Raw genomic sequence first — 21,742 nt, forward strand, 5'->3', positions numbered from 1 at the left:
TATAGCCTAGGAAAGTATACTTTCCTAGACTATATAAAATTTAATATTAATTAGAATTAATCCATAATTATAATTCCTAATTTTTTATAGGTTTCATAGCTAATATGAGGATCCTTTGGAAGGTCATGGTTTTTTTGGAAATCATATAGGGCCTGTTCCATATGTGGACCGTACTTACCATCTAAATAGTCTACATCATAATATCCATACGCTCTTAATCTAGCTTGAACTTCCATTACATCTGCTCCTATATCTCCTGGAGATATAGTACGAAGTCCATAACCAAACGGTCCAAACATTCCATTAATAATAGCAACTGGAGTCTCGTGCTTAACATATTTATAAAGGTCCTCTACATCCTTATTGTTCATTCGCACACACCCAGCAGAAGCATTTGAACCAATAGAATTTGGCTTATCAGTACCATGAATTCCATATGTACCCCAGGGTACGTTAAGTCCCATCCATCGCGTTCCAAATCCGCCTCCCCACTTAGCCTTATTAATTATTTTCCATGTACCTATAGGAGTTGGAGTATTTAATTTTCCACTAGCAATTGGATATATCTTTATTGTTTCGTTTCCATTAACTAAATATAACCGTTTTTCAGAGATATCAATTAATATCTTTAAATTCTCATATTCCGGATTTTCTGTAATCATTTTGCTTTCCCATGCAATATACTCTATGTATTCACTATATCCCAAAACCTCTTTATCCCTTTGTGTTTTATTTCTTATTAGGTTTATATTTTTCCCAATTAAAAGAATAGTTATAATGCAAAACATAGATGTTACTATTAAAATCCCTTTCTTTAACATTTTATCCCCCCCACATTCCAATTATATGCAAGGGGACAATCTTGTCATACAAATAAAACGTACATATTTTCTAACAATATATCTAAAAATATATTGTAATAGTATTAATAGATTAATTTAAAATAGGGGTGATAATTTGAAGATAAAAAATTATATATTACTGATTCTAACAGTAATTTTATTAATTTATTCAACATCATGCAATTTTAAAAATGTAGAAAAGGAGCTAGAAGAAAACCCTGAAAACCTAGGAGCCCAATTTAACATTTCAAAGACAGAAGACCATACCAGTAATGTTGAATTTGATGTGCCTAACGAGTCTATCCCTATTCTTAATGTTCCATGGGAAAATGACAGTAAGTTTAAAGAAGCCCAAAAGCAGCATGGAACTGATGTGTTATTATCTGCATTTTGTACCGTTATAAAAACTACATCGCCAGGAGAACAGCATAATGTGCATTTAGCGGCTAAATCTGTCAGTGGAATTGTTGTACCTCCAGGTGGAGTATTTTCACAGAATAACAGCATAGGCCCTTATGTTGAATCCAAAGGATATCAGGAAGGCTCTGCTTATATAGGCGGAAATGTAACACCATCAATAGGTGGCGGAGCATGCAAAATAGCATCTACTTTATATAATGTGGCAATACTTAGTAACTTGGAAATTGTAGAAAGATACAACCATAGTATGCCTGTTCACTATTTGCCCTATGGACAAGATTCAACAGTAGCTTATGGTGTCAAAGATCTTAAATTTAAAAACACTACAAATGCGCCTATTCTTATTTGGGCGGTTCCTATAGAAAACAGAGTTTACATGGGTTTTTACGGTAAAGAAACGCCTCCTAAGGTAGAGTGGCATCATAATATTTTAGAAAGAAGAGTAGCTCCTAAAGAATATAAAATAAATTACAATCTGAAGGACGGAGAAGAGAAAGTAATTCTTGAAGGAATGGATGGAGCAAGGGTAGAGTCATTTATAACCATTGAGTATGAAGATGGTAGATTAGAGAAGAAAGATCTTGGAATTAGCAATTATTGGCCTATGCCACATATAATTGAAGTAAATAAGATAAACTGATAAAAAATTCAGAAGGAGTAAAACTCCCTCTGAATTTTTTATCAGTTTATCTGTGATTAATTACACTCATTAATATATAAAAATAAGACTAATACAAATTAACCTTATCCTCTTATCAAAGCGCAGTATCATTAACTAAACATCCATTTGATATCCTTATAATTCTATCCCCCAAATATTGTGCTTCTCCTTCGTCATGGGTAATCATTAATATTGGGATGTTCCACTTTTCCTTTATCTCTAAAAATTCATTATATAGTATTTGTTTTGTACGCTTATCTAATGCCGCAAAGGGTTCATCTAATAAAAGGACCTTTGGTCTAATAATTAATGATCTAGCCAAGGCTACCCTCTGCTTCTCTCCCCCTGAAAGCTGATATGGATATTTCTTAAGAAGCTTTTCAATTTTAAAGGCTTCTGCAAATCGATACACTTCATCATTAGTACCGGCTTCCTTATAATTATTAAGTCCATACTGAATATTTTTAAATACATTTATATGCGGAAACAAAGCATAGGACTGAAAAACATATCCGACTCTTCTTCTATGGATAGGCAAAATATGGCCTTCCTCTGAGTCAAAATAGACATCATTGTCCATTGCTATCCTTCCATTGTCTGGTTTAGCTACACCTGCAATGCAATTTAATATTGTAGATTTACCAGAACCAGATGGACCTAAAATGACAGTTACCTCTCTATCAGCAGCGAAGTTAACATCTAATTTAAAGTCTTTATAGGCTTTATTTATATCAATGGTTAACATTTTTCTTCCCTCATCATTTTTATATAGTGTTTTCTCTTTAGCCATTGGTTTAGTAGCCATATGACTAAAAAACTAAATAGGGTCATAATTATTACTAATCGATTAGCCATCTCTTTATTTCCTGTCTCCACTGCTGAATATATAGCTATAGGTATTGTTTGGGTTTTCCCAGGAATGTTTCCGGCAATCATTAAAGTAGCACCAAATTCACCAAGAGCTCTTGCAAAGGACATTACCAAGCCACTAACAATGCCTGTCCAAGACAGGGGTAAAATAATTGTGAAAAACACCTTAAATTTGTTTGATCCCAAAGTAGCAGCAGACCTTTCATAAATAGGGTCTAAGTTTCCAAATGCAGATTTAACACTTTGTATCATTAATGGTAATGCAACTACGGTAGCAGCAATAATAGAACCTGTTACCGTAAACACAACCTGTATTCCAAATATGTCCTTAAGCATTCTGCCTAATAAAGAATTTCTTCCAAATAAAATTAATAGTCCATATCCAATTACCGTTGGTGGAAGCACCAACGGTAATGTCAACAGAGTCTCTAATAGTGTTTTACCTTTAAAATCTTTATTAGTTAAGGAATATGCTAATGGTATGCCTATTAGCATGGCAAATACTGTAGCAATTGATGCTACCTTCAATGAAAGTAATACTGGCTTTAACATTTGTACGCTCCTTTAACTAATTTAAAACAAAGCCGTGCTTTTCAAGAATAGCGCTACCTTCCTTGGATACAAGGAATTCAGCAAATTTAGCAGCTGCATCTTTATATTCTGTTTCTTTAATAATAGCTGCAGGATAAATTATTTTTTTATGTGAATCATCAGAAACTTCAAATAAAGTAACACCGTTTTCTAAAGCTAGAGCATCACTAGAATATACAAAACCAACATCAGCATTTCCAGTATCAACATATGTCAATGCCTGTCTTACGTCTTTAGTAAATACAATTTTATCACTTAATTTTTCCCATAAATCATAATGTGTTAGAGCCTCCTCTGTGTACTTTCCTACTGGAACTGTTTCTGGAGTACCTACAGCAATATATTTTACATCTTCAGATAATAAATCTTCTATTTTATACACTTTACCTTGCATATCCTTAGTGCCTACAACAACTAATTTATTCTTTAATAGATCTTTTCTATCTTCAATAAGGCCCTTTTCTTCTAGAGCATTCATTTGAGAAACTCCAGCTGAAATAAAATAATCCGCTGTTGCCCCTTCTTCAATCTGCTTTTGAAGAGTTCCAGAACCAGCAAAGTTAAATTGTAATGTGATTCCATCATTTTCTTTTTCGTAAATATCTTTCATTTCATTAAAAGCATCTGTTAAGCTAGCTGCTGCAAAGATATTTAATGTTATTTCTTCGTTACCCCCCGGTATCTCTCCTTCTGTAACCTTAGGTTTGTTGGTACATCCAGCTAAAACTAGAGAACAGATTAATAAAAGTAACACTATTTTTTTCGTCATTGTTCATCTCTCCATTTCGGTATGATTTATTTGGTAAAGAATTATCGAACCACAAAACATACCTCACCATTAGTATGATAGCCATACTAAACTCTATTAAGAAGCTAGCCTAAGAAATAAGCATTCTATTTACCTATTTCACCTTGAATTATATATTTTTTGTTGTAAAATTTCAAGTGTGTTAAAAAAATATTAATTCACATAAGAAAACATACTAATTATTGACAGTTATATACCTATAAAGTATACTGAATTATGACGAACCAAAATTAAGAATGAGATTGGACAATCCTTATTTATACCTAACGCAAAATAACTATAAAAAAATAAATAACTACTTGACCCAATCAGTGGTTATTTCTATACAATAATAAAAAACGAGGCTACCCTTTAAAGGATAGTCTCATTTTTTATATATTTTTGTGTATATTATGCTTCTGCTGTTGCTCCTAAGAACATTGCCATATCATCTTCTACATTTGTAATTCCACCAATACCAAAATTTTCTACTAAAACATTAACAACATTTGGTGATAAGAATGCAGGAAGTGTTGGTCCTAAGTGAATATTTTTAACACCTAGATATAGTAATGCAAGTAAAACGATTACAGCTTTTTGCTCATACCATGCAATGTTATATGAAATTGGTAATTCATTAATATCATTTAACTCAAATACTTCTTTTAATTTTAACGCGATTAATGCTAATGAGTAAGAATCGTTACATTGTCCAGCATCTAATACTCTTGGAATACCACCGATGTCTCCTAGATCAAGCTTGTTGTATTTGTATTTTGCACAACCAGCTGTTAAGATTACTGTATCCTTTGGTAGTTTTTCAGCAAACTCTGTATAGTAATCTCTGCTCTTCATTCTACCATCACAACCAGCCATAACAAAGAATCTCTTAATGGCACCAGATTTAACTGCATCTACAACTTTATCTGTAAGTGCAAATACTTGCTCATGGGCAAAGCCACCTATAATTTCGCCTCTTTCAATCTCTGTAGGAGCGGCACATTTTTTAGCATGTTCAATTATGTCTGTGAAATCTTTTGTTCCATCTGCATTTTCTTTAACTCTCTTTAATCCTTCGAATCCTACTGCACCTGTTGTGTAAACTCTATCTTTGTAAACATCTTTTGGAGGAACTAGACAGTTTGTTGTCATTACAATTGGTCCATTAAATGTTTCGAACTCTTTATCTTGTTTCCACCATGCATTTCCGTAGTTTCCTACAAAGTGGCTATATTTTTTGAATGCAGGATAGTAGTTTGCAGGAAGCATTTCAGAGTGAGTATATACGTCTACTCCTGTTCCTTCAGTTTGCTCAAGTAATTGCTCCATATCTCTTAAATCGTGTCCACTAATTAAAATAGCTGGATTATTTTTAACACCGATATTTACCTTTGTAATCTCTGGATTACCATATGTCGAAGTATTAGCTGTATCTAATAAAGCCATTGCTTTAACACCAGTTTCTCCAGCTTTCATTGTAAGAGCAACTAGATCATCTGCTGTTAATTTATCATTTAAAGTCTCAACAAGAGCTGTTTGCATAAATGTATAAATTTCATCGTCTTCGTATTTTAGGTTATATGCATGCTCTACATATGCAGCTAAACCTTTAACCCCAAATACAATTAAGCTTCTTAAAGATCTAACATCTTCATTTTCAATTGCTAAGTATCCAGCTTCTACAGCTTTAGCTTCGAATTCCTCAACTGTGCTTCCAGTCCAGTGGGCTGCATCATGTGTAATGTGATCCACATTTATTCCAGCATTAATTACTGCTGCTTTTGTTTCTTCCCTTAATTCAATAGCTTTTTTAATTCTGTCAACAAATACAGCTTTATCAAAGTTTGCATTTGTAATTGTAGCAAATAGTCCATCAGTTATAAACTTATCTGCTTTATTTGTGTTTAATCCTGCTTTTCTAGCTTCTAAGTTGTAAAATGAAATTCCTTTTAGTATATAAATTAGTAGGTCTTGTAAGTTAGCTACATCACTTGTCTTTCCACAAACACCTCTTACAGTACATCCTGTTCCTTTTGCGGCTTCTTGGCATTGATGACAAAACATTGAAGCTGACATAATTCACATCTCCTTTTCAGATTCGTTTTTCTTTCTGTATATATACTATCATCATTATTATAGGTAGACTGTGATATATGTCACTAGGATTATTGATTTTTCTCACGAAAATTCTCTAATGCTATTCCATCAACTCCTGTTCCACTCAAAACCTGTGTCATCTCGATTGTATTGTTGAAGTATAAGTTTTGACGTACAGAATAAAAAAATAGGATAGCTTAAACTATCCCAATACTTCTTTATCATATCCTAATAAAGTTTTGCCACTTGCTAAATATCTTTTTAAATAATCTACAGCATCCTCAATCATCTCATCAATCTGCTTCTCACTATATAACAATTTTAAAATACCAGGAATAACCTCATAGATCCTTTCAACTACCATTACATACTTTAATTCACCTGTACCACTTCCTAATTGTTTTTCAGCTTCTGTTACAAGTGCTAGTACTAACTTTCTTAGAAAATCTTCTTTTCCTCTTTTATATAGCAATAATCCAATTGAAATAACAATAGTTGTACAAATTATGTCAATTAAATTAGTCATTATATAAGTTTGTATTAATTCAATCATCTATTTTATCTCCTTCATTCTATATAGCATTGTTACTAGTTCCTCCCTAGTAGCAAAGTCCTTAGGTCGTTGTCCATCCGTAATACCTTTTTGTTTCCCCCACTCCCATGCTTCAATTGCCCATTCACTTACTCCCTGCTCCCTAATACTATTCAGCTTCCATAATTCTTTTTCAATATCACCTATAAACTCATTCCATCTAGGTAAGATTAATCTTGGACAATTCTTTCCATTCCATCTTTGATGTGTAGTTACTCTATCTACTCCCCAACCACGATCGAATAATAGTTCTGCAACTAATTTGACAGCATTGTCCCATACCTTTTCTTGGTTACCACTCTCACAAACCTCAATTCCTATAGAAGTTAAATTCCCTTGTTTGTTTCCTGAATGATGGGCTACCTCATCCAAGGGGATACACTCGACTACTTCTCTTTCATCTATTGCAATATGAAAACTTGTTGGGTTAGTATTATATGGGTTAGTAAGCCATCCTCGTTCATTTCTAGCTGTACTGGTAGGATTGCCTGTGTTGTGTATGGTGATCGTTTCAGGTTTCAATTTAGTCCCAGGTCTTTTATTTCCTTTTGGAATATGATCTATTATATAGTTGTACATTTAATTAACTCCTTAATACAGCTTTTATTTCGTGTACATCTTGCTGTATATTATCTACAATCCCGAATTTCTCTGTAAGGTTTTTAATTACTGATTGATTTTCACTTATAGTTTCTTGATACTTTTTCTCTCTATGTCTGCTATCGTATAGTACATAAATAAAAAGAAATACATATAGTGATGCCCAAAGTCCATTTCCTGCCGCTAGTTTAAAAAGTGTTTGTTCCATATAGCACCTACTTTCTGATAAATTAAAGAAGGGCATAAAAAAAGCCCTTCTTGGGGTTACATTCTGACTATTAAATCTACTCTACCTTCTGCAACGAGAATAGCATCAGCTTCATCTTGATACCTTTTATATATACTAATACTAAATACCTTAGTGTAGTCTTGTCTACCTAACATTATTTTTTTAGCTATATAAGCAGCCATACTATTCACCTCCTATTAAACTTGGTACTATTTCAAACATTAATTCTTCTATTACTTTATCTTGTTCAGCTATTCTATTTTCTAATAATTCAATTTCAGTTGGTGGTTTAGGTTGATTTTTTATTTCATCAGCCCAATCTGCATATTGTTGCTCAGTTAATATTGTAATATCTTCATGTTCTGGGATAACTTCTTCTATCGTTTTAACCAATATTTCAGTATGGTTATTAAAATATACTTGGGTATTCGTTACAAATAAATCTATATCCAAGCCTTTATAGTCAAAATTTCCTCCACTTGAGTCTACTAATTTTTTAATGTGTAAAGATTTCATAGTATCTCTCCTTTAATTGTTTTATTACACTGCTAGTATAGAGCTTATCATGGATGTAAAATGATAATCTAACGACCCTCCTCGCATTGAACTTGTTCCATTATTATATGCTACAGTCAAATATGCTCTTTTATAATAAATATAACATATATAATCTGTTCCTGATTTTACGATATACGTAGCAGCTCGTCCATCAGAATAACCTCCTAAATTTGAAAGTTGTATGCCTGTTTTATTACATATATAGGCGAAACTTTCTGTAGTATTACTAAATCTTAGGTAATTACCATTAGGCCATACAAAATTAAAATTTCTTATAAGTTCATAATTAGTAATATCGCCTGTAGAACTTAATACAATACCATTAAAATTGACTCTCAACCCATTATAAGGTGAGTTATAACGTTGTATACACCAACAATCTCTGGACGCCGAATGATAAATTAACCGATAAGAATTACCATCATCCATAAAAGGCGTAGAACTTATTAGTATTCCATTTGGGCTATAAATATACTTGGTTAATTTCCAGCCTTTTTCTATAATCCCTACTATTCTATTATTTTCTATAACAACATTTCTAAGTGAAGCTACATCATCATTAGTGCTGGCAGTTATTAATGTAGTTATCATCGGTTGAGTGTAATCCGCAATATTATCATAATTCCCAGTTACGCCACCAATATTAACGCCTTTCTTAACATTAGCTGCTGTTAGATTTGGAAGGTTAGCTGTCACTTTACCAGCTCCACTATGGTATCCAGCAGGTATTGTATATTGTCCGCCTTGAGTAGTTATCGTATTAGTTACAGTACCTCTATTTGACATAGTACCTGTTAATTTGCTTCCTTTTACATAAGCTGTTTTACCCGATAGTATATCGCTTGCAACTGCATTAGCATCACCAGTTTTATCTGTTTCAATTGATTTGATGCCTAAATCTAATTCATTGAAAGTTGCCACTTCACTTTGTTTAGAAACCGTACCCCCCTTGGACTTAATGGAGGTTTCTAGTAAATTCTTGCCATCAAGCCCAGATTGCTTTACCGTATCAAATTCCTGTTCAGTATTAAATTTAAATGTCGCATATTCTGCCTTATACGATGTAATTCTTTGACTAACAGTATCCATTGCTTGTGTCGTTTCTTGAGTCAATGTTTCAATTTTCTGATCTGTGTATGCATTAGCTCTCTGTTCTGTGGCATTAGCTTTTTCATCTATCTTTTTAAGCTCAGTATCAATAACTTCTGCGTTTGAATTTAAATCTTCTATATTATAAAAGTCATCTTGATCTGGCTTCTTTAAATTATAATTAGTAGTATATTTCATATTATATTAACACCTCATTTCTTAATTGATCGTTGGTAAAAGGTTGAAGTTCCATATGTCTTAAATTTCTTAAATATGAGTATTGATTATATCTGATTTTAATACTAATATTCATATTAACAGGTACAATTTTTTTCGTTAAATCAGATATTGCATTTACCATGTTTTTAGATTTAAGTTCTACTAAAATAGATAATTCATATTGATCATGGTTAATATTTAGAACGTATCCATCTGAACCACATAACTGACTAAGTAACTGTTTAAGTACTTTATAGGTATAAGGTAACTGTTCATTAAGTCTAGTTAATATTGTAAATGCTCTATCTTCTAAGGTATGATTAGCCTTAGGAACTATCTTAAGTATCTTTTCCCATCTTTTAATTCCATTTACAGTAGCTGTATTTACAAACTGATCGTCAAATATATTCTGTATGCTATCCCACATTAGGTTAATCTCTGCATTCTCTGTATTTGAAATATGTTGGAACTCTGCAATCTCTTTTACTATATTAGGCAGATAATTAGCTATATTTACTTTTCTCATGCTATTATCACATCCAATTTAGGTATGCTATTAGATTCCAATACTAAATTCTGCTGTGCTCCGTTTATAGATGTATCTTGAATATCGAGAATTCCAGTAATATCAAGAAGTCTTACTTCTATTTGGCTTATACGAACTACTAAATTACTATTATCAGCCCATTCTTTAGCTAAATCGTTATAATATTCGTTTATTTTAGCTTCAACATAAGGTTTTATATCTTCCCATACATATCCATCTTGGAAGGTTATATTAGTAGTTATATTAGTTAATGTTTCGGATACTCCCTCTACAGTTACCTTATGTCCTATAGGAGCTATGCCTACACCTTGTCCAGAGTTATCAATTGGATCTATTATAGTTTGTACTGTGCTGATTAATGATGTAGAAGGCACTTTAAATTCACTGTCTATTATGGTGAGTTTTACACTACCACCACCATTCCACACAGGATATACCTTTACTCCACCTACACCTTGTATCTTATTTATCTTGTCTTTATAATCTGCAATATTACCACCAAAAGCCTCAGACTCAAGAGAATTAAAATATCTCTGCCTTAAACTTTCTGTTTCTTCCTCATCTTCACCTGGGATTAATATTTCAGTTAACTCCGCGGTTGCAAGACGTGGTATATACTCAATAGGAATAATACTTCCAAAATACTGATTACCTATACTTCCAGCAGTTTCACATTCCATCTTGTATTGACCTATTTCTATTTTTTCTATTGCAACATAATTAAGATTATCTAGAGAAAGTCGACTCCCTATAGGAATATCAAAGAAATTACCATCACTGTTTTTAAATACACCTTTTAGTACTGTTTTAGTAGCAGGATTAGGATTTATACCTCGCTCTGCTGCTCTTCTTATTAAATATTTTCTAGATGCTGTATCTGCAAAAGTTTCATTGAGTATTACATCCATTTGTATATATGCCATAGCTAATTCTGCAGCTGCAGGAGCTAAAGCATCATATATAATAGATCCTTCTCTTTTATCCACATTATTAGGAACTCGTGCTAACATTCTCCCAAGTATTGCTTCGAAGGTTTGCTTTTCATACAATATTATTCATCCTCCTTTCTACCTGCACATCTCCAAAAACTGTATTTACTGTAAAGGTTACAGACACATCCCCTTTATTAGAACTGAACACAAAATTATCTATGGAATTTATCCTATCATCTTGAAGAAGTGCTTCTGTTATTCTTCTCTCCAGATCAGAATATACAAAGTCTTTAGGTTTTCCAAATAAATCTTCAAGCTCTATTCCATAATTCCAGCTATATATTGCATAATTATATCTTTCTGTAAAGATAATCTTATATATAGCCTGCTTAATAGCTTCAATACCATCTGTATATCCTAATATTTTCTTCTTGTCTAAATCTAATCTATAGGTATTGCTTGGTTGTTCTACAACTTCAAAGCCTATATCATTATCAATTACAGTATTTTTTGGTATCATGCACTCACCACCCTATTAAGAACTATAAACTGTTGTCCTCCTTGCACCCTTAAAAGTAAGACCATCTCTCCCACTTTAAGATTTTTATGATGGATATGTGTCTTCTTACCTATATATCCATGTTTATGTGGTTCAAGTGATCCACTTTGCTCTACTTCATCATCTACAGTAATTTCTACTTCTTCATCAATTACATTGTCTGTTAAAAGAAGAAAACTAGCTGGAATAGCTAGTCTTTGCTCAATTGTAATTACTAAAGGCTCTATGGAAGTAACAGTGCCTATTAAAGTTTTCATAGGAGAAGCAGTATCTACTGCCTCAACTCCTGCTCTTTTCATCAATTTTAATAGCTGCATTATAATCGCCCCCTTAGTTTTAAATCCATAAAATGCTCATTATTAGAAAATCTATGTGTAGCTCCCTCAATAAGCATATAATTTTGAATACTGATGTCTCCAATATTAGGCAAATTAATTACTAAGCTACTTCCTGCTCTGACTCTAATATCACCTATTGCATTTTTGATACTTAAACTTTTGTTTTTTCTATTGAATAATTCAAGCAGTGTATCTGCTTTAACTTTACCATTGGTTTTTTCGTCTATTTTATCGAAATATTGAAGTCTACCCCATCTATCAATATTGTTACTGTCTTTAGCGATATAGATTTCTCTTTTTCCTGTATTCTTATTATCAAAAGCTAATTTTATTTGATTGTATACGTCATCAAGAGAGGTTTTATAGTCAAAATCTTCAGCAGTATCTTCACCTACTACTAGGTTTATTCTCATAGACTCCATACTCTTTAAGGTTAATTCTCCAAAATCATCATAAAGAACGTAAAGCTTTTTAGTATTATCGAAGGTAAGATTTAGAGCATCATATATAATATCAAAGAAGGTTTCATTATCTCTAAGTCTTTCGGCAATTACATATCCTGTATCTTCAATATCTCCTAGCTCAAGGTTCTGATCTGATGCAATCATTTTAACTACATCAGAGGCCTTTTTGTCTTTATAGACATAGGTGTCTTTATACTTTAAATACCTTAGCTGATCATATGCTGTAACTTTTATAATCTGATCTTTGTTCCTTGTCTTATCCCATACGTAACCCAAGAATACATTCTCACCATTCATTTTAAAGCTTACTCGGTTACCTTCTTGAAAATTAATTACATCATCTTTTAAAACATTGAATTCTAATTTTCCGGGAGAGCCTAATCTTTCAGTAGTCCAGGTAATGTCTCCTTCAATTAAAGGTACATATTTTACTCCTTCGTTCTCTATATTTAACTCATACATTAAATCACCTCAATTTTAAAACCTGACCTGGAAAAATTAAATCAGGGTCCTCAATATTGTTTAAAGCAGCTATTTCTTTGTACTTGCTGCCATCTCCTAACTGCTTTTGACAAATGTCCCATAATCTATCACCTAAAATTACCGTATATGATTTTGCTGGCTCTTTTGCAGGTCTTTTTTCTTCAATTACAGCTTTAGGTGTTTCATCATGAGAAGAAGTTTGCTCTATTTTTATAGTTTGGGTAGTATATCTCTTATATTCTTTCAATTCCAGTGAAACAACAATATCCATTCCATTGCTAGTGTCTTCTATGATACTATAACTTTCTAAACTTACTTCCATACGTGTTATAAATAAAGAATACCCAGCAGGAGTTAGGCTATTTACTTCAAATATAAAAGGTTTTTTTTCTTTTACAAGTCTTTTAAAAAGATCTAAATAATAAAGAGGCTCTTTAAACCCATTATCGTATACAGCAAAAGGATATTTTACTGAAGGAAGTAATGCTTCGAAATTTATATCTGTAAGCCCTGGCCCTTTCAAAATATTTGCTTCCCCAAGGTTCATTAAATCTACTTTTTTACTCTTAGTATTTATTTTACGAGTAATCTTGGAAGGTGCTACTGGAAGCCTAACACCATCAATGAGACAACTATACATTATAATCACCCTCCGCTTCACTATCTATTGCTTCTACTAGACGTTCTTCTATTCGTGTTATAATACCATCAACATCAGCTGTTTCTCTTACGTCTCCGAAGCTATTAGATACTTCAAGTTTTACATCCCTAAGCACTGTTCTATCTATTACTTCTCTCTCAGCTATGTCTCTCATATACTTTAAATCTTCCTCAGAAATCTCCATGGAATCACGCATGTCTGTAGTATTGGCTGCTATTTCATCAATTCCCTCGCCTATTCCTTCTGGAACTTCAAATCCTTCAAAGACTTGAGGAGCTACTCCGCCTAGTACACCTTTTACACTAAATTTGGATCCCCAGTCATAACCTTCCTTGTAGGCCTCTCCATAGTCAACTCCATCAATTCGATAGGCACTAGCATCTAATCTATCCACCTTAATTTCTGCCTCTCCAACTAAATCATCTGTCATATTTTGAAGTTCACTTCTCCACCCAGCAACTGATGCTGCCAAATTAGAACCAAATAGTGTATCTGCTGCACCGGCTATACCCTCCAATACTCCAAGTATTGCATCCGCCATATTAGAGAACAATCTAACAATTGAGCCTACAGGATCGTTAAATACATTTTTGAAGAATTCCGCAAAACTTAAAATAAAATTCCACAATGTAATCCCCCAAGTAATAAGAAGGTTTATTACACCTATAAATATATTTAAAACAATAGCCGCTGCCACCATCAAGACTCCTACTATCATCCCCGTAGCACTAACTGATTCCTCTGCAAACTTATTATAAATAGCTATGCCTGCATAAACCAGACCTATAAATAACATTACGATCATAGCAACTGCAGCTATAGGATTAAGAACCATAACCGCATTAAAAGCTGCTTGTGCTGCTGTCCATGCTTTAGTAACTAATTCAGCACCTTTTGTTACTGCTTCAGCACTTTTTGTTACTGCTAGATAAGTTAGTATTGCAGCGCCAACGCTTAAAATTATTGGCTCTAATATAGACCAGTTACTAGCAAGTAAACTTATAAATTCTAATAGCGGCTGGGATACCATGATTACTTTGTTTATAACAGAAGTAAATATCTGTGCCCAAGTCATAGGCATACTCTCCAAAGCTGCATTGGTTTCATTTGCTGCACTAAACATAGCATTTTTAAAAATATCTGCTGTTATTTGACCTTCCTGTGCCAAATTAATAACTTCTTCAGTACCTATTCCCATATAACCAGCAATCGCTTGAATTATTGTAGGTACTTCGATAAATATACTGTTTAATTCTTCACCACTTAGAACACCTTGAGCCATTGATTGTGTTAATTGACTCATTGTGGAATCAATATCTTGTGCTGATGTGCCTGAGATTACAAAATGTTTATTTAGCTGCTCAGTAAAAGCTATTATTTCATCATTACCGCCAAAAGCATCTTTAGCCATCGTTCCCATTTTAGCAATTGCATCAGCCATAGCCAGATATGATCCCCTTGACCTTTCTGCGGATTGGAATATCTTTTTCTGTAATTCTTCAACTGTATTAGACTCGTCTACCATGGATGCAAGACTTGCTTTTGTAGTAGCCATTTGATCGGACAATGCCAAAATATTTTCTAAACTAAAATCAAGACCTATTGTGCCTGCCATTCCTTTAAAAATATTTAAAAGTCTATCAGCAGCATTTTGACCATCTTTTATATCTTCATTCAAATCCTGTTGGGCTGTACTAGCATCTATTATGTACTGCTCCATCACATAGAAATTCGATATATTGTTTGATATATTATTATTTACTGTGTTGTACAATCTTGTTGAAGTATTATTTATAGAATTGGATAACCGCAAATAATTATTATTTGTTTCATTGTATAGCTGCATATAATTACTATTTGTTTCATTATATAATTTTATAGAATTATCAACTGTTGCCAAGCTATCACCCCCTTTCATTAAAAAATATTATAAGAAAAGTGTTAGTAATTTTAATTTCATTAAATATTTTTATCTCTTTGTTCTAGATTTGCTATTTATTTTTTTAGCTTCTTTTTTATCATTTTCAGCTTTAATCTGAATAAAACCTATAATTACAGCCTTTTCTTTTCTATCTAAGTTTAAATATTGGGAGGGGAGCATTTTAAGCTTATGAAAACAATAGTAAGCATAATTAGCATCTGCATCCCCTTCCCTTATTAGTTTTTTGCTTCTTCAACCAGTTCTTCCATTCCTACATCAAATCCATTGATTTCTTGAATATGTCTTAAAAACTCAGCATATTCCCCTGGAAGTAGCATTTTCTTAAGTAATTCTTCAGATCCCATAGCTTTATAGCTATCTTGTAAAGCTACATCATGTAGATTCGGATATACAGTACAAGCTACAGCTAATTTACCTAAGTATTTAGAATAATCTATTTCAGGAACAAGGATGTTCTTTTTGCCTGGTACTGGCACTTTCTTAGTACAAGCCTTTTTTATAGCCTCATCTTCATCACTGGTTATCGGTTTAATTTTCCATTCAATAGGCTTTCCATTCTCCATAAATCTTTTCGACACAACTAATTTAATATCATCTGCAATTTGAACATTATCTGCCATAAATGCGCTTAATCCACTCATTAATTATCATCCTTTCATATTTAAAAAATCCATCCTATTACTATACTTAAACTTACATACTCTTTAATTGAAAAGGGTTCCAAAAGGAACCCAATTATATTTTCATACCTGGTAAAATATTAAATTTTTCAGGCATCTCGAAATCTTCAAATGTAAACTCAAAATCTTCGCTCAGGTACTCCGCTTCTGCATCAATTTTTGCTAGAATTCCACCATCAATATTGCAATCTTTTAAGATTACAGTCTGTCTTCCAACCGCACTTGTAGGATCTTCATTCGTTATTTGCATATCGAAATAGAAATCTTGTCCTGTTTTAGCGTATCTGTATAAAAGTTCTCTAAAAATACTGGTGTTATAATGGAAAGTAGCACTTCCTGTACCTTCCCATCCAGTAGATTTATTTCCTTTTCCAGTCCTACCTAATATAGGCACTTTAACCTTTGTTTTGCTCATCTTTACTTCGATATTAGTAGCCTGCATAAAGTTGTATCTATTTCCTTCTACAGTAATAAAACATTCTGCTAAAGAACCACTCATTGCATCCATTGCATTCATAGTTTCAATCATAATTTATCCCTCCATTTATTCAACGATAGTAGTAACATACAGCTTAGTCATAGCTGTTATCGGCTTTATATACTTAGTTACTACTACTGATTTTTTATCATTTCCTGCCTCTACGGTTATATCATCCGCTTTAAAATCTTCTATGGCTGATATTTTTTGCATCTCTTTTCCTAACTCTACAATATCATTCCAAAATGCTATTCTACCTGCATCATTGTTTTGCACCTTTCCTAGATATCTGGTGTTGAATATTAATGCTGTATCTATAGCATCTTGATCTATAGTTCTTATAACTTGGTTAGAGTTAAAATCCTCACTCTTGTCTACAGTAAAAGAAGTAAATGTATTAATATCATCTAAAACATTTACTTTATCACCTACTTTATGGAACATAAACTTACCAGTTTTTAATCCAGTTTCAAGTTCAGATTGCTTATAGTTTACATCAATAATATGCTCTCCATCATAGGACTTGTTAGCTATGGACTTGTTAACAGGACACCCTGCTGCTTGACCAGCTACCCAGTAGATTAAATCCGCTTCTTTTGCTCCTTCACCTAAAACTTTATTTTCCACAGATATGATACCTTCATAATCAGCCGCATTCTTTCTATATACTACAGTTTGGAATTTAACTCCATGTTCATCTCTCATTCTCTTAGTGAATTGAATAAATAGATCTTTAATTAAATCATCAGTACCGGCATATCCTAAAGTATTAAAGCTAAAAGCTTCTATTTTATCAAGGAATGCACTATAAGAGTCACCATCTGCAGCTCCATTAGTTCCACCTGTTAGCGAAATTCCTGCACTAACTGTAGGTGCACCAGTACCGCTGAATACAACAAAGTTATTAGCTTGTAATTCTTCAATAGTAGCTACAGTTTGCTCATCAACTTTCTTTCCTTCAAGGTAAGTAATTATATCGAATTTAGTTTCATCATCAATATTAATTTGTACTGCTACTTTAATGTCATTTCCTCTAGTCCCACCATATTTAGCTGTTATAGTTAAAGGTTCTGCTACTTTACTAGCTTTAGTTCCTCCAGAATTAATTCTATATACATATGCAGTTTTAGCACCTTTAAAAATTTCTCTTAAAGGTTTCATTTCTGGAGCTGTATATGCATATCCAAATATATCAAAACTATCTTTTTGCATATTTGCTGATTCAACAGTGATAACTTCGTTTTCAGCGCCCCAATTCAGTTCTAGAGGAATTGCAACATAACCTCTGTCACTTAGATTAGCAGAAGCTCTAGTTGCTGAAATAAAGTTAATATACGAACCCGGTAAAATTTTATTTTGAGTTAAAAATGTACCTCCACCTAATGCCATATTACTTCACCTTTCTTTCTTTAAATTTTTTCACTAAATCATCAACTTCAGCTAGTGAATATGTTTTTTCTTCTTCTAGTAGAATATTTAATATATCCTTAGCATAATTAATATTTTTGCTTCTTAAAATTTGTTCTTTTGTGAATAATGTCTTAGAACCTTCACTATTCTTTTTCTTACTCAAATGAATCACCCTTTCGTTTTGCTCAATTGTTCAAATTCTCCCATAAACTCGTGTTTATTAGAAGTTTTTAGTATTTGGAAGTTAAATTCTATAGAAAAACTCAATTCTGCATCGGTTACCTCTAAGCTCATTTTACTGCCTCTCAATAGCACATCATTACTTTCAATGTACTCTAGGCAATTTAAAAGTTTATCTCCTACTTCATCACATTGAGCCAGTTCACTTCCGTTTTTTCTAGGATAAAATTTTATTACAAAGGAATTGTTCTTGTAATATCTTTGTCCTATCTTATGAATCTGAGAAGATTTAACATGCCTAATAAAAAAAGCAGGTAGATTTAAATCCTGCTTAGTTTCTTCCATTTCAGTATAAATAGAATATTCTTCTCCAAATACGGTCTCTAGCCTTTTATTAATACCAACTTTAATATCTTCAATTCTAGTCAGTGTCAAACACCTCCTTAAGATATCTAGCATTACTTTTCTAACTGTAAATATATGCTTCATTTTTATGAATATAGTAATTATCAATCAAGTAGAAAATCTAGCATAGCTTTTGCAGTCTTTATACTTTTTATCTTTTGATCTCTTAAATAAATTTCTGTCAATTTTTCTTTTTGTAATGCATCAATCTTGCTTTCATAACATTCTTTATTAATTTTGTTTAATTCCTCTAATGCCATTATTTTAGTTACTAATTCTTCCTTTTCTGTAGCTTTAATCTTTAACTTGTTGATTTGATTCTCTTTGTTTTCTACTATCAGCTTTAATTCTTTATATTTGCTATTTACCTCTGTAAATCGCCATATAGGCACATATTTATCTTTAATAGTAGATTTGTGAATCTCCAATACTTGTTTTGCTACTTCGTTTGTAACTCCTAACTTTAATAATTGCTGTAATGTCATTATTATTTCTCCTTTTAAATTTACGCTTTTTTACGTGGGTATCGTCCACGAATTAAATATGATTTATCATAAGCTTTGATTGTAGAGCTTATAATTGTTTGATGTTTTCATTTGCCTTTTATTTAATTTAGATAATAAAAATCCCCGCTATATTTAGCAGGGCATCTAATTATAATAAGTCTTGTACATCTCTTTTTCATACTATCATATTAACACGATTTTTCTGACATTGTAATGACATGTTATTATTAAATTATAATTTAACCTAGATAGTAAAAATCCCTACTATATTTGGCAGGGCATCTAATTATAATAAGTCTTGTACACTTCTTTTCCATACTATCATAATAACATGATTTTTATGACATTGTAATGACATGTTATTATTAAATTATGTGCTGCACTCTTTTAATATACGGTATATCTGTCTTTCTGAATACCCTAAAGTTTCTGCTATATTTTCTACTGACATATTCTCTTTTAATTTTAGGTACATTACTTTATATTGTATGCCATCAAACTTTTTAAGCAGGCTCTCTATTTTTTCCTTATACTGTATTTTTTCTTCTAATATCTCCTTGAAAATAACTAATTTATCTTCTAACTTTTCTACCCTATCTATAAGTATATCTAAAGGTATATGTACTATATTTTTATTGGATTCCTTTGAATAGTCTATTGCGGTAATGTCCTTCGGTCCTTGAATCATAAGTTTTCTAAGGTGTTTTATTTCTGCTTCTATAGACTCTATTCTTATTTCTAATACTTCTATCTCTCTGCACAGGTCTTGATAACTATTAATGCTATTCAATTTATGTCCCCCTCTTCTTTTCTATATACTCATTATTCAACCGCCTTTTTAATTTACAATTCCATTTTGGAATTAATTCTATTTTAAATTCATTTTATCTTATAATCAATTCCGTTATAGAATTATTTAGCCGAATTATATCTATAATTCTCAATTTATCTTTTATTATCTTGCAATTATTCTATTTTTGAATTATTATATAAGTATATTAATTCTATTTTTGAATTTTAAGAGGTGTTAAAAATGAATGTTCACGAAAAAATAAAAGAAATTCGTAGTAAGAAGGGTTTATCAACTTACCAACTAGCAGAATTAACAGGCATATCACAATCTACAATTAGCAAATTAGAAAACGAAAAAAGAAAGGTCGACATAGAGACATTACAAAAAATAGCTGATGCTTTAGAAATATCTATAGAAGAGTTTTTTAAAGAAGATACAGATAATAAAAAAACACTTGATGATATCAGTAAAGTTGCTAAAGAAAATAAAATAGAAATATTAGCAGCGCATTTTGAGGGTGAAAATTTTACTCAGGATGATTTAGAAGATATTGAAGAATTTATTAAATTTGTTGTTTCTAGAAAGAAAAAATAGACATATTATCGCAGTCAAAAGGGGGACAGCTGAGATGGATTACGAGCAAATGATAATAAAAGCTGATGAGAAAGGTATAGAGGTTTATGAAGTTAACTTTAAAGGGAATGGTAAGGGATATTATTCTGATAATGTAATTGGTATTTCTAAGAAGTTAACAACTAATAGCGAAAAGAGATGTATCCTTATTGAAGAAATTGGACATTTGAAAACTACCTCTGGATATATTATAGACCAATCTAAAATAGAAAATAGAAAGCAAGAAAGAAAAGCTAGAGCTTGGGGATATGAAAGATTAGTTGGAATTATTGACTTAATTAGTGCGTATAAATATGGAGTTAGAAATAGATTTGAATTAGCTGAATATCTAGACGTAACAGAAGAATATATAGAAGATGTTATAAAATATTATAAAGAAAAGTATGGACTTTATTGTGAAATAGATAATTACATGGTTTATTTCGAACCTTTAGTTGTATTAGAAAAATTTTAATAATACATATATTTTTTTAATTTTTCAACCGAACATACGTTTCTAGAGAAGGCAAAAAATACGTAGAAATGCTAGACGAGAAGCTGTAGAGTTCTAAAACTCCCGCTTACAGAAGAGGAAGTTTTAGAACCATTAGCCATCGGATAAAATCTTTTTTTTACAAATAGCATTGACATTTAATAATATATGCCATAATATAATAATGTAAATTTAATATACCTCGGTAGGTGAGGTTACTACAAGGATACGGGTTGCTGCCGTGAAAGGATGGAAACATTCTTAACAGGTTAGCAGGTTTAGCCGAATAAAGAAGGCTTAATCTAATGCAACTTCATCGCCTTGCAGAGCCAAAGCTTGAACGAGACTAAATCTGTATTTACTATGCATTTTATGTGTATTATACCTTTGTCGAATTCAAGTTTTCGGCGAAGGTTTTTTGTTTTAAAAAAATTTTTAAAAAATTGGAGGTGACGGTAATGGACCCGAGTAGTATGAGTAATAAGGACAGTGGTGATGATAGCATATATTGTAGGAAAAATAAAATATCAATAATATTGGGTTCTATTCTTCTCAACCAAAATTTGATAAATAAAGACTCAGTTCAGATGGAATTTTAATTTCACCTAAACTAAATCATATTTTCCCTTCATAATACTATTCATTTAATTCAAATCTTTTAATACTTTCCACTGTTTCTTTGATTACTCTAATTCGCAATTAGT

General features: G+C 32.0%; 28 protein-coding genes and 1 riboswitch. Of the genes, 3 read left to right on the forward strand and 25 right to left on the reverse strand.

Annotated elements, in window-relative coordinates:
* Positions 1-56: 56 nt before the first annotated feature.
* Positions 57-821 carry a L,D-transpeptidase family protein gene (locus HYG84_RS02885; protein WP_212380572.1) on the reverse strand — a complete coding sequence of 255 codons (765 nt, stop codon included), beginning with the start codon at positions 819-821 and terminating at the stop codon, positions 57-59.
* Between the two features lie 136 nt (positions 822-957).
* Between HYG84_RS02885 and HYG84_RS02890 the strand changes: the two genes are divergently transcribed.
* On the forward strand, positions 958-1,902 hold the full coding sequence (locus HYG84_RS02890; protein ID WP_249168697.1) for a VanW family protein: 945 nt from the start codon (positions 958-960) through the stop codon (positions 1,900-1,902).
* A gap of 115 nt (positions 1,903-2,017) precedes the next feature.
* Here the strand turns inward: HYG84_RS02890 and HYG84_RS02895 are convergent, their stop codons facing one another.
* From HYG84_RS02895 to HYG84_RS03010, 24 genes are all read right to left on the reverse strand, one after another.
* Positions 2,018-2,728, reverse strand: coding sequence for an ATP-binding cassette domain-containing protein (locus HYG84_RS02895; RefSeq protein WP_249168698.1), 711 nt, complete (start codon positions 2,726-2,728; stop codon positions 2,018-2,020).
* On the reverse strand, positions 2,662-3,345 hold the full coding sequence (gene modB / locus HYG84_RS02900) for a molybdate ABC transporter permease subunit (RefSeq protein WP_212380574.1): 684 nt from the start codon (positions 3,343-3,345) through the stop codon (positions 2,662-2,664). The genes HYG84_RS02895 and modB overlap by 67 nt, the downstream gene beginning before the upstream one ends.
* A gap of 16 nt (positions 3,346-3,361) precedes the next feature.
* Positions 3,362-4,153, reverse strand: coding sequence for a molybdate ABC transporter substrate-binding protein (gene modA, locus HYG84_RS02905; protein WP_212380576.1), 792 nt, complete (start codon positions 4,151-4,153; stop codon positions 3,362-3,364).
* A gap of 429 nt (positions 4,154-4,582) precedes the next feature.
* A complete protein-coding gene (gene hcp / locus HYG84_RS02910) occupies positions 4,583-6,247 on the reverse strand; it encodes a hydroxylamine reductase (RefSeq protein WP_212380578.1) in 1,665 nt (554 codons plus the stop codon).
* A 223-nt stretch (positions 6,248-6,470) separates the two neighbouring features.
* A complete protein-coding gene (locus HYG84_RS02915) occupies positions 6,471-6,821 on the reverse strand; it encodes a hypothetical protein (protein ID WP_212380580.1) in 351 nt (116 codons plus the stop codon).
* Positions 6,822-7,439: a peptidoglycan recognition protein family protein gene (locus HYG84_RS02920; protein ID WP_212380582.1), complete on the reverse strand. Its 618-nt coding sequence runs from the start codon at positions 7,437-7,439 to the stop codon at positions 6,822-6,824.
* Between the two features lie 4 nt (positions 7,440-7,443).
* The gene (locus HYG84_RS02925) at positions 7,444-7,668 is read right to left on the reverse strand and encodes a BhlA/UviB family holin-like peptide (protein WP_212380584.1); all 225 of its coding nucleotides are present in this window, start codon (positions 7,666-7,668) and stop codon (positions 7,444-7,446) included.
* Positions 7,669-7,724: 56 nt separating this feature from the next.
* Positions 7,725-7,871: a hypothetical protein gene (locus HYG84_RS02930; protein ID WP_212380585.1), complete on the reverse strand. Its 147-nt coding sequence runs from the start codon at positions 7,869-7,871 to the stop codon at positions 7,725-7,727.
* Position 7,872: 1 nt separating this feature from the next.
* Positions 7,873-8,205: a hypothetical protein gene (locus HYG84_RS02935; protein WP_212380588.1), complete on the reverse strand. Its 333-nt coding sequence runs from the start codon at positions 8,203-8,205 to the stop codon at positions 7,873-7,875.
* Between the two features lie 24 nt (positions 8,206-8,229).
* Entirely contained in the window at positions 8,230-9,534 is a 1,305-nt protein-coding gene (locus HYG84_RS02940) for a hypothetical protein (RefSeq protein ID WP_212380590.1), read from the reverse strand.
* Position 9,535: 1 nt separating this feature from the next.
* Complete coding sequence (locus HYG84_RS02945) at positions 9,536-10,081, reverse strand: putative phage tail protein (protein WP_212380592.1); 546 nt, start codon at positions 10,079-10,081, stop codon at positions 9,536-9,538.
* Complete coding sequence (locus HYG84_RS02950; RefSeq protein ID WP_212380594.1) at positions 10,078-11,151, reverse strand: baseplate J/gp47 family protein; 1,074 nt, start codon at positions 11,149-11,151, stop codon at positions 10,078-10,080. The genes HYG84_RS02945 and HYG84_RS02950 overlap by 4 nt, the downstream gene beginning before the upstream one ends.
* Complete coding sequence (locus HYG84_RS02955; RefSeq protein WP_212380596.1) at positions 11,144-11,554, reverse strand: DUF2634 domain-containing protein; 411 nt, start codon at positions 11,552-11,554, stop codon at positions 11,144-11,146. The genes HYG84_RS02950 and HYG84_RS02955 overlap by 8 nt, the downstream gene beginning before the upstream one ends.
* The gene (locus HYG84_RS02960) at positions 11,551-11,910 is read right to left on the reverse strand and encodes a DUF2577 domain-containing protein (RefSeq protein WP_212380598.1); all 360 of its coding nucleotides are present in this window, start codon (positions 11,908-11,910) and stop codon (positions 11,551-11,553) included. Before HYG84_RS02960 ends, HYG84_RS02955 begins: the two co-directional genes overlap by 4 nt.
* Complete coding sequence (locus HYG84_RS02965) at positions 11,910-12,857, reverse strand: XkdQ/YqbQ family protein (RefSeq protein WP_212380600.1); 948 nt, start codon at positions 12,855-12,857, stop codon at positions 11,910-11,912. The genes HYG84_RS02960 and HYG84_RS02965 overlap by 1 nt, the downstream gene beginning before the upstream one ends.
* 4 nt (positions 12,858-12,861) lie before the next feature.
* The gene (locus tag HYG84_RS02970; RefSeq protein WP_212380602.1) at positions 12,862-13,518 is read right to left on the reverse strand and encodes a LysM peptidoglycan-binding domain-containing protein; all 657 of its coding nucleotides are present in this window, start codon (positions 13,516-13,518) and stop codon (positions 12,862-12,864) included.
* Complete coding sequence (locus tag HYG84_RS02975) at positions 13,511-15,439, reverse strand: tape measure protein (protein WP_212380604.1); 1,929 nt, start codon at positions 15,437-15,439, stop codon at positions 13,511-13,513. The genes HYG84_RS02970 and HYG84_RS02975 overlap by 8 nt, the downstream gene beginning before the upstream one ends.
* A gap of 257 nt (positions 15,440-15,696) precedes the next feature.
* Positions 15,697-16,122, reverse strand: a complete 426-nt coding sequence (locus HYG84_RS02980; RefSeq protein ID WP_212380606.1) for a phage tail assembly chaperone — start codon at positions 16,120-16,122, stop codon at positions 15,697-15,699.
* Positions 16,123-16,216: 94 nt separating this feature from the next.
* On the reverse strand, positions 16,217-16,690 hold the full coding sequence (locus HYG84_RS02985; protein ID WP_212380608.1) for a phage tail tube protein: 474 nt from the start codon (positions 16,688-16,690) through the stop codon (positions 16,217-16,219).
* Positions 16,691-16,705: 15 nt separating this feature from the next.
* Positions 16,706-18,028, reverse strand: a complete 1,323-nt coding sequence (locus HYG84_RS02990) for a phage tail sheath family protein (protein WP_212380610.1) — start codon at positions 18,026-18,028, stop codon at positions 16,706-16,708.
* Position 18,029: 1 nt separating this feature from the next.
* On the reverse strand, positions 18,030-18,212 hold the full coding sequence (locus HYG84_RS02995; protein WP_249168699.1) for a hypothetical protein: 183 nt from the start codon (positions 18,210-18,212) through the stop codon (positions 18,030-18,032).
* Between the two features lie 5 nt (positions 18,213-18,217).
* Positions 18,218-18,718, reverse strand: coding sequence for a phage tail terminator family protein (locus HYG84_RS03000; RefSeq protein ID WP_212380614.1), 501 nt, complete (start codon positions 18,716-18,718; stop codon positions 18,218-18,220).
* A gap of 20 nt (positions 18,719-18,738) precedes the next feature.
* Positions 18,739-19,119: a phage scaffolding protein gene (locus HYG84_RS03005; RefSeq protein WP_212380616.1), complete on the reverse strand. Its 381-nt coding sequence runs from the start codon at positions 19,117-19,119 to the stop codon at positions 18,739-18,741.
* Positions 19,120-19,510: 391 nt separating this feature from the next.
* Entirely contained in the window at positions 19,511-19,930 is a 420-nt protein-coding gene (locus HYG84_RS03010; RefSeq protein ID WP_212380618.1) for a helix-turn-helix domain-containing protein, read from the reverse strand.
* 243 nt (positions 19,931-20,173) lie between these two features.
* On the opposite strand from HYG84_RS03010, the gene HYG84_RS03015 reads away from it, so the two are divergent.
* Complete coding sequence (locus HYG84_RS03015; RefSeq protein ID WP_212380620.1) at positions 20,174-20,527, forward strand: helix-turn-helix domain-containing protein; 354 nt, start codon at positions 20,174-20,176, stop codon at positions 20,525-20,527.
* A gap of 34 nt (positions 20,528-20,561) precedes the next feature.
* Positions 20,562-21,020, forward strand: coding sequence for an ImmA/IrrE family metallo-endopeptidase (locus HYG84_RS03020; RefSeq protein WP_212380622.1), 459 nt, complete (start codon positions 20,562-20,564; stop codon positions 21,018-21,020).
* 212 nt (positions 21,021-21,232) lie between these two features.
* A riboswitch (M-box (ykoK) riboswitch) is annotated at positions 21,233-21,392 on the forward strand.
* The last annotated feature ends 350 nt before the right edge of the window (positions 21,393-21,742 follow it).

The organism is Alkaliphilus sp. B6464, from assembly GCF_018141165.1.
Lineage (GTDB): Bacteria > Bacillota > Clostridia > Peptostreptococcales > Natronincolaceae > Alkaliphilus_B.

Coding starts and splice junctions, on each gene's coding strand:
- HYG84_RS02945 (WP_212380592.1), bottom strand. CDS start 10,081: ATGAGAAAAGTAAATATAGCTAATTATCTGCCTAATATAGTAAAAGAG.
- HYG84_RS03000 (WP_212380614.1), bottom strand. CDS start 18,718: ATGAAGCATATATTTACAGTTAGAAAAGTAATGCTAGATATCTTAAGG.
- HYG84_RS02940 (WP_212380590.1), bottom strand. CDS start 9,534: ATGAAATATACTACTAATTATAATTTAAAGAAGCCAGATCAAGATGAC.
- HYG84_RS02985 (WP_212380608.1), bottom strand. CDS start 16,690: ATGATTGAAACTATGAATGCAATGGATGCAATGAGTGGTTCTTTAGCA.
- HYG84_RS03005 (WP_212380616.1), bottom strand. CDS start 19,119: ATGACATTACAGCAATTATTAAAGTTAGGAGTTACAAACGAAGTAGCA.
- hcp (WP_212380578.1), bottom strand. CDS start 6,247: ATGTCAGCTTCAATGTTTTGTCATCAATGCCAAGAAGCCGCAAAAGGA.
- HYG84_RS02930 (WP_212380585.1), bottom strand. CDS start 7,871: ATGGCTGCTTATATAGCTAAAAAAATAATGTTAGGTAGACAAGACTAC.
- HYG84_RS02925 (WP_212380584.1), bottom strand. CDS start 7,668: ATGGAACAAACACTTTTTAAACTAGCGGCAGGAAATGGACTTTGGGCA.
- HYG84_RS02980 (WP_212380606.1), bottom strand. CDS start 16,122: ATGAGTGGATTAAGCGCATTTATGGCAGATAATGTTCAAATTGCAGAT.
- HYG84_RS02935 (WP_212380588.1), bottom strand. CDS start 8,205: ATGAAATCTTTACACATTAAAAAATTAGTAGACTCAAGTGGAGGAAAT.
- HYG84_RS02990 (WP_212380610.1), bottom strand. CDS start 18,028: ATGGCATTAGGTGGAGGTACATTTTTAACTCAAAATAAAATTTTACCG.
- HYG84_RS02915 (WP_212380580.1), bottom strand. CDS start 6,821: ATGATTGAATTAATACAAACTTATATAATGACTAATTTAATTGACATA.
- modB (WP_212380574.1), bottom strand. CDS start 3,345: ATGTTAAAGCCAGTATTACTTTCATTGAAGGTAGCATCAATTGCTACA.
- HYG84_RS02885 (WP_212380572.1), bottom strand. CDS start 821: ATGTTAAAGAAAGGGATTTTAATAGTAACATCTATGTTTTGCATTATA.
- HYG84_RS02970 (WP_212380602.1), bottom strand. CDS start 13,518: ATGTATAGTTGTCTCATTGATGGTGTTAGGCTTCCAGTAGCACCTTCC.
- HYG84_RS02895 (WP_249168698.1), bottom strand. CDS start 2,728: ATGGCTACTAAACCAATGGCTAAAGAGAAAACACTATATAAAAATGAT.
- HYG84_RS02955 (WP_212380596.1), bottom strand. CDS start 11,554: ATGATACCAAAAAATACTGTAATTGATAATGATATAGGCTTTGAAGTT.
- HYG84_RS02960 (WP_212380598.1), bottom strand. CDS start 11,910: ATGCAGCTATTAAAATTGATGAAAAGAGCAGGAGTTGAGGCAGTAGAT.
- modA (WP_212380576.1), bottom strand. CDS start 4,153: ATGACGAAAAAAATAGTGTTACTTTTATTAATCTGTTCTCTAGTTTTA.
- HYG84_RS03015 (WP_212380620.1), top strand. CDS start 20,174: ATGAATGTTCACGAAAAAATAAAAGAAATTCGTAGTAAGAAGGGTTTA.
- HYG84_RS03020 (WP_212380622.1), top strand. CDS start 20,562: ATGGATTACGAGCAAATGATAATAAAAGCTGATGAGAAAGGTATAGAG.
- HYG84_RS02965 (WP_212380600.1), bottom strand. CDS start 12,857: ATGTATGAGTTAAATATAGAGAACGAAGGAGTAAAATATGTACCTTTA.
- HYG84_RS02920 (WP_212380582.1), bottom strand. CDS start 7,439: ATGTACAACTATATAATAGATCATATTCCAAAAGGAAATAAAAGACCT.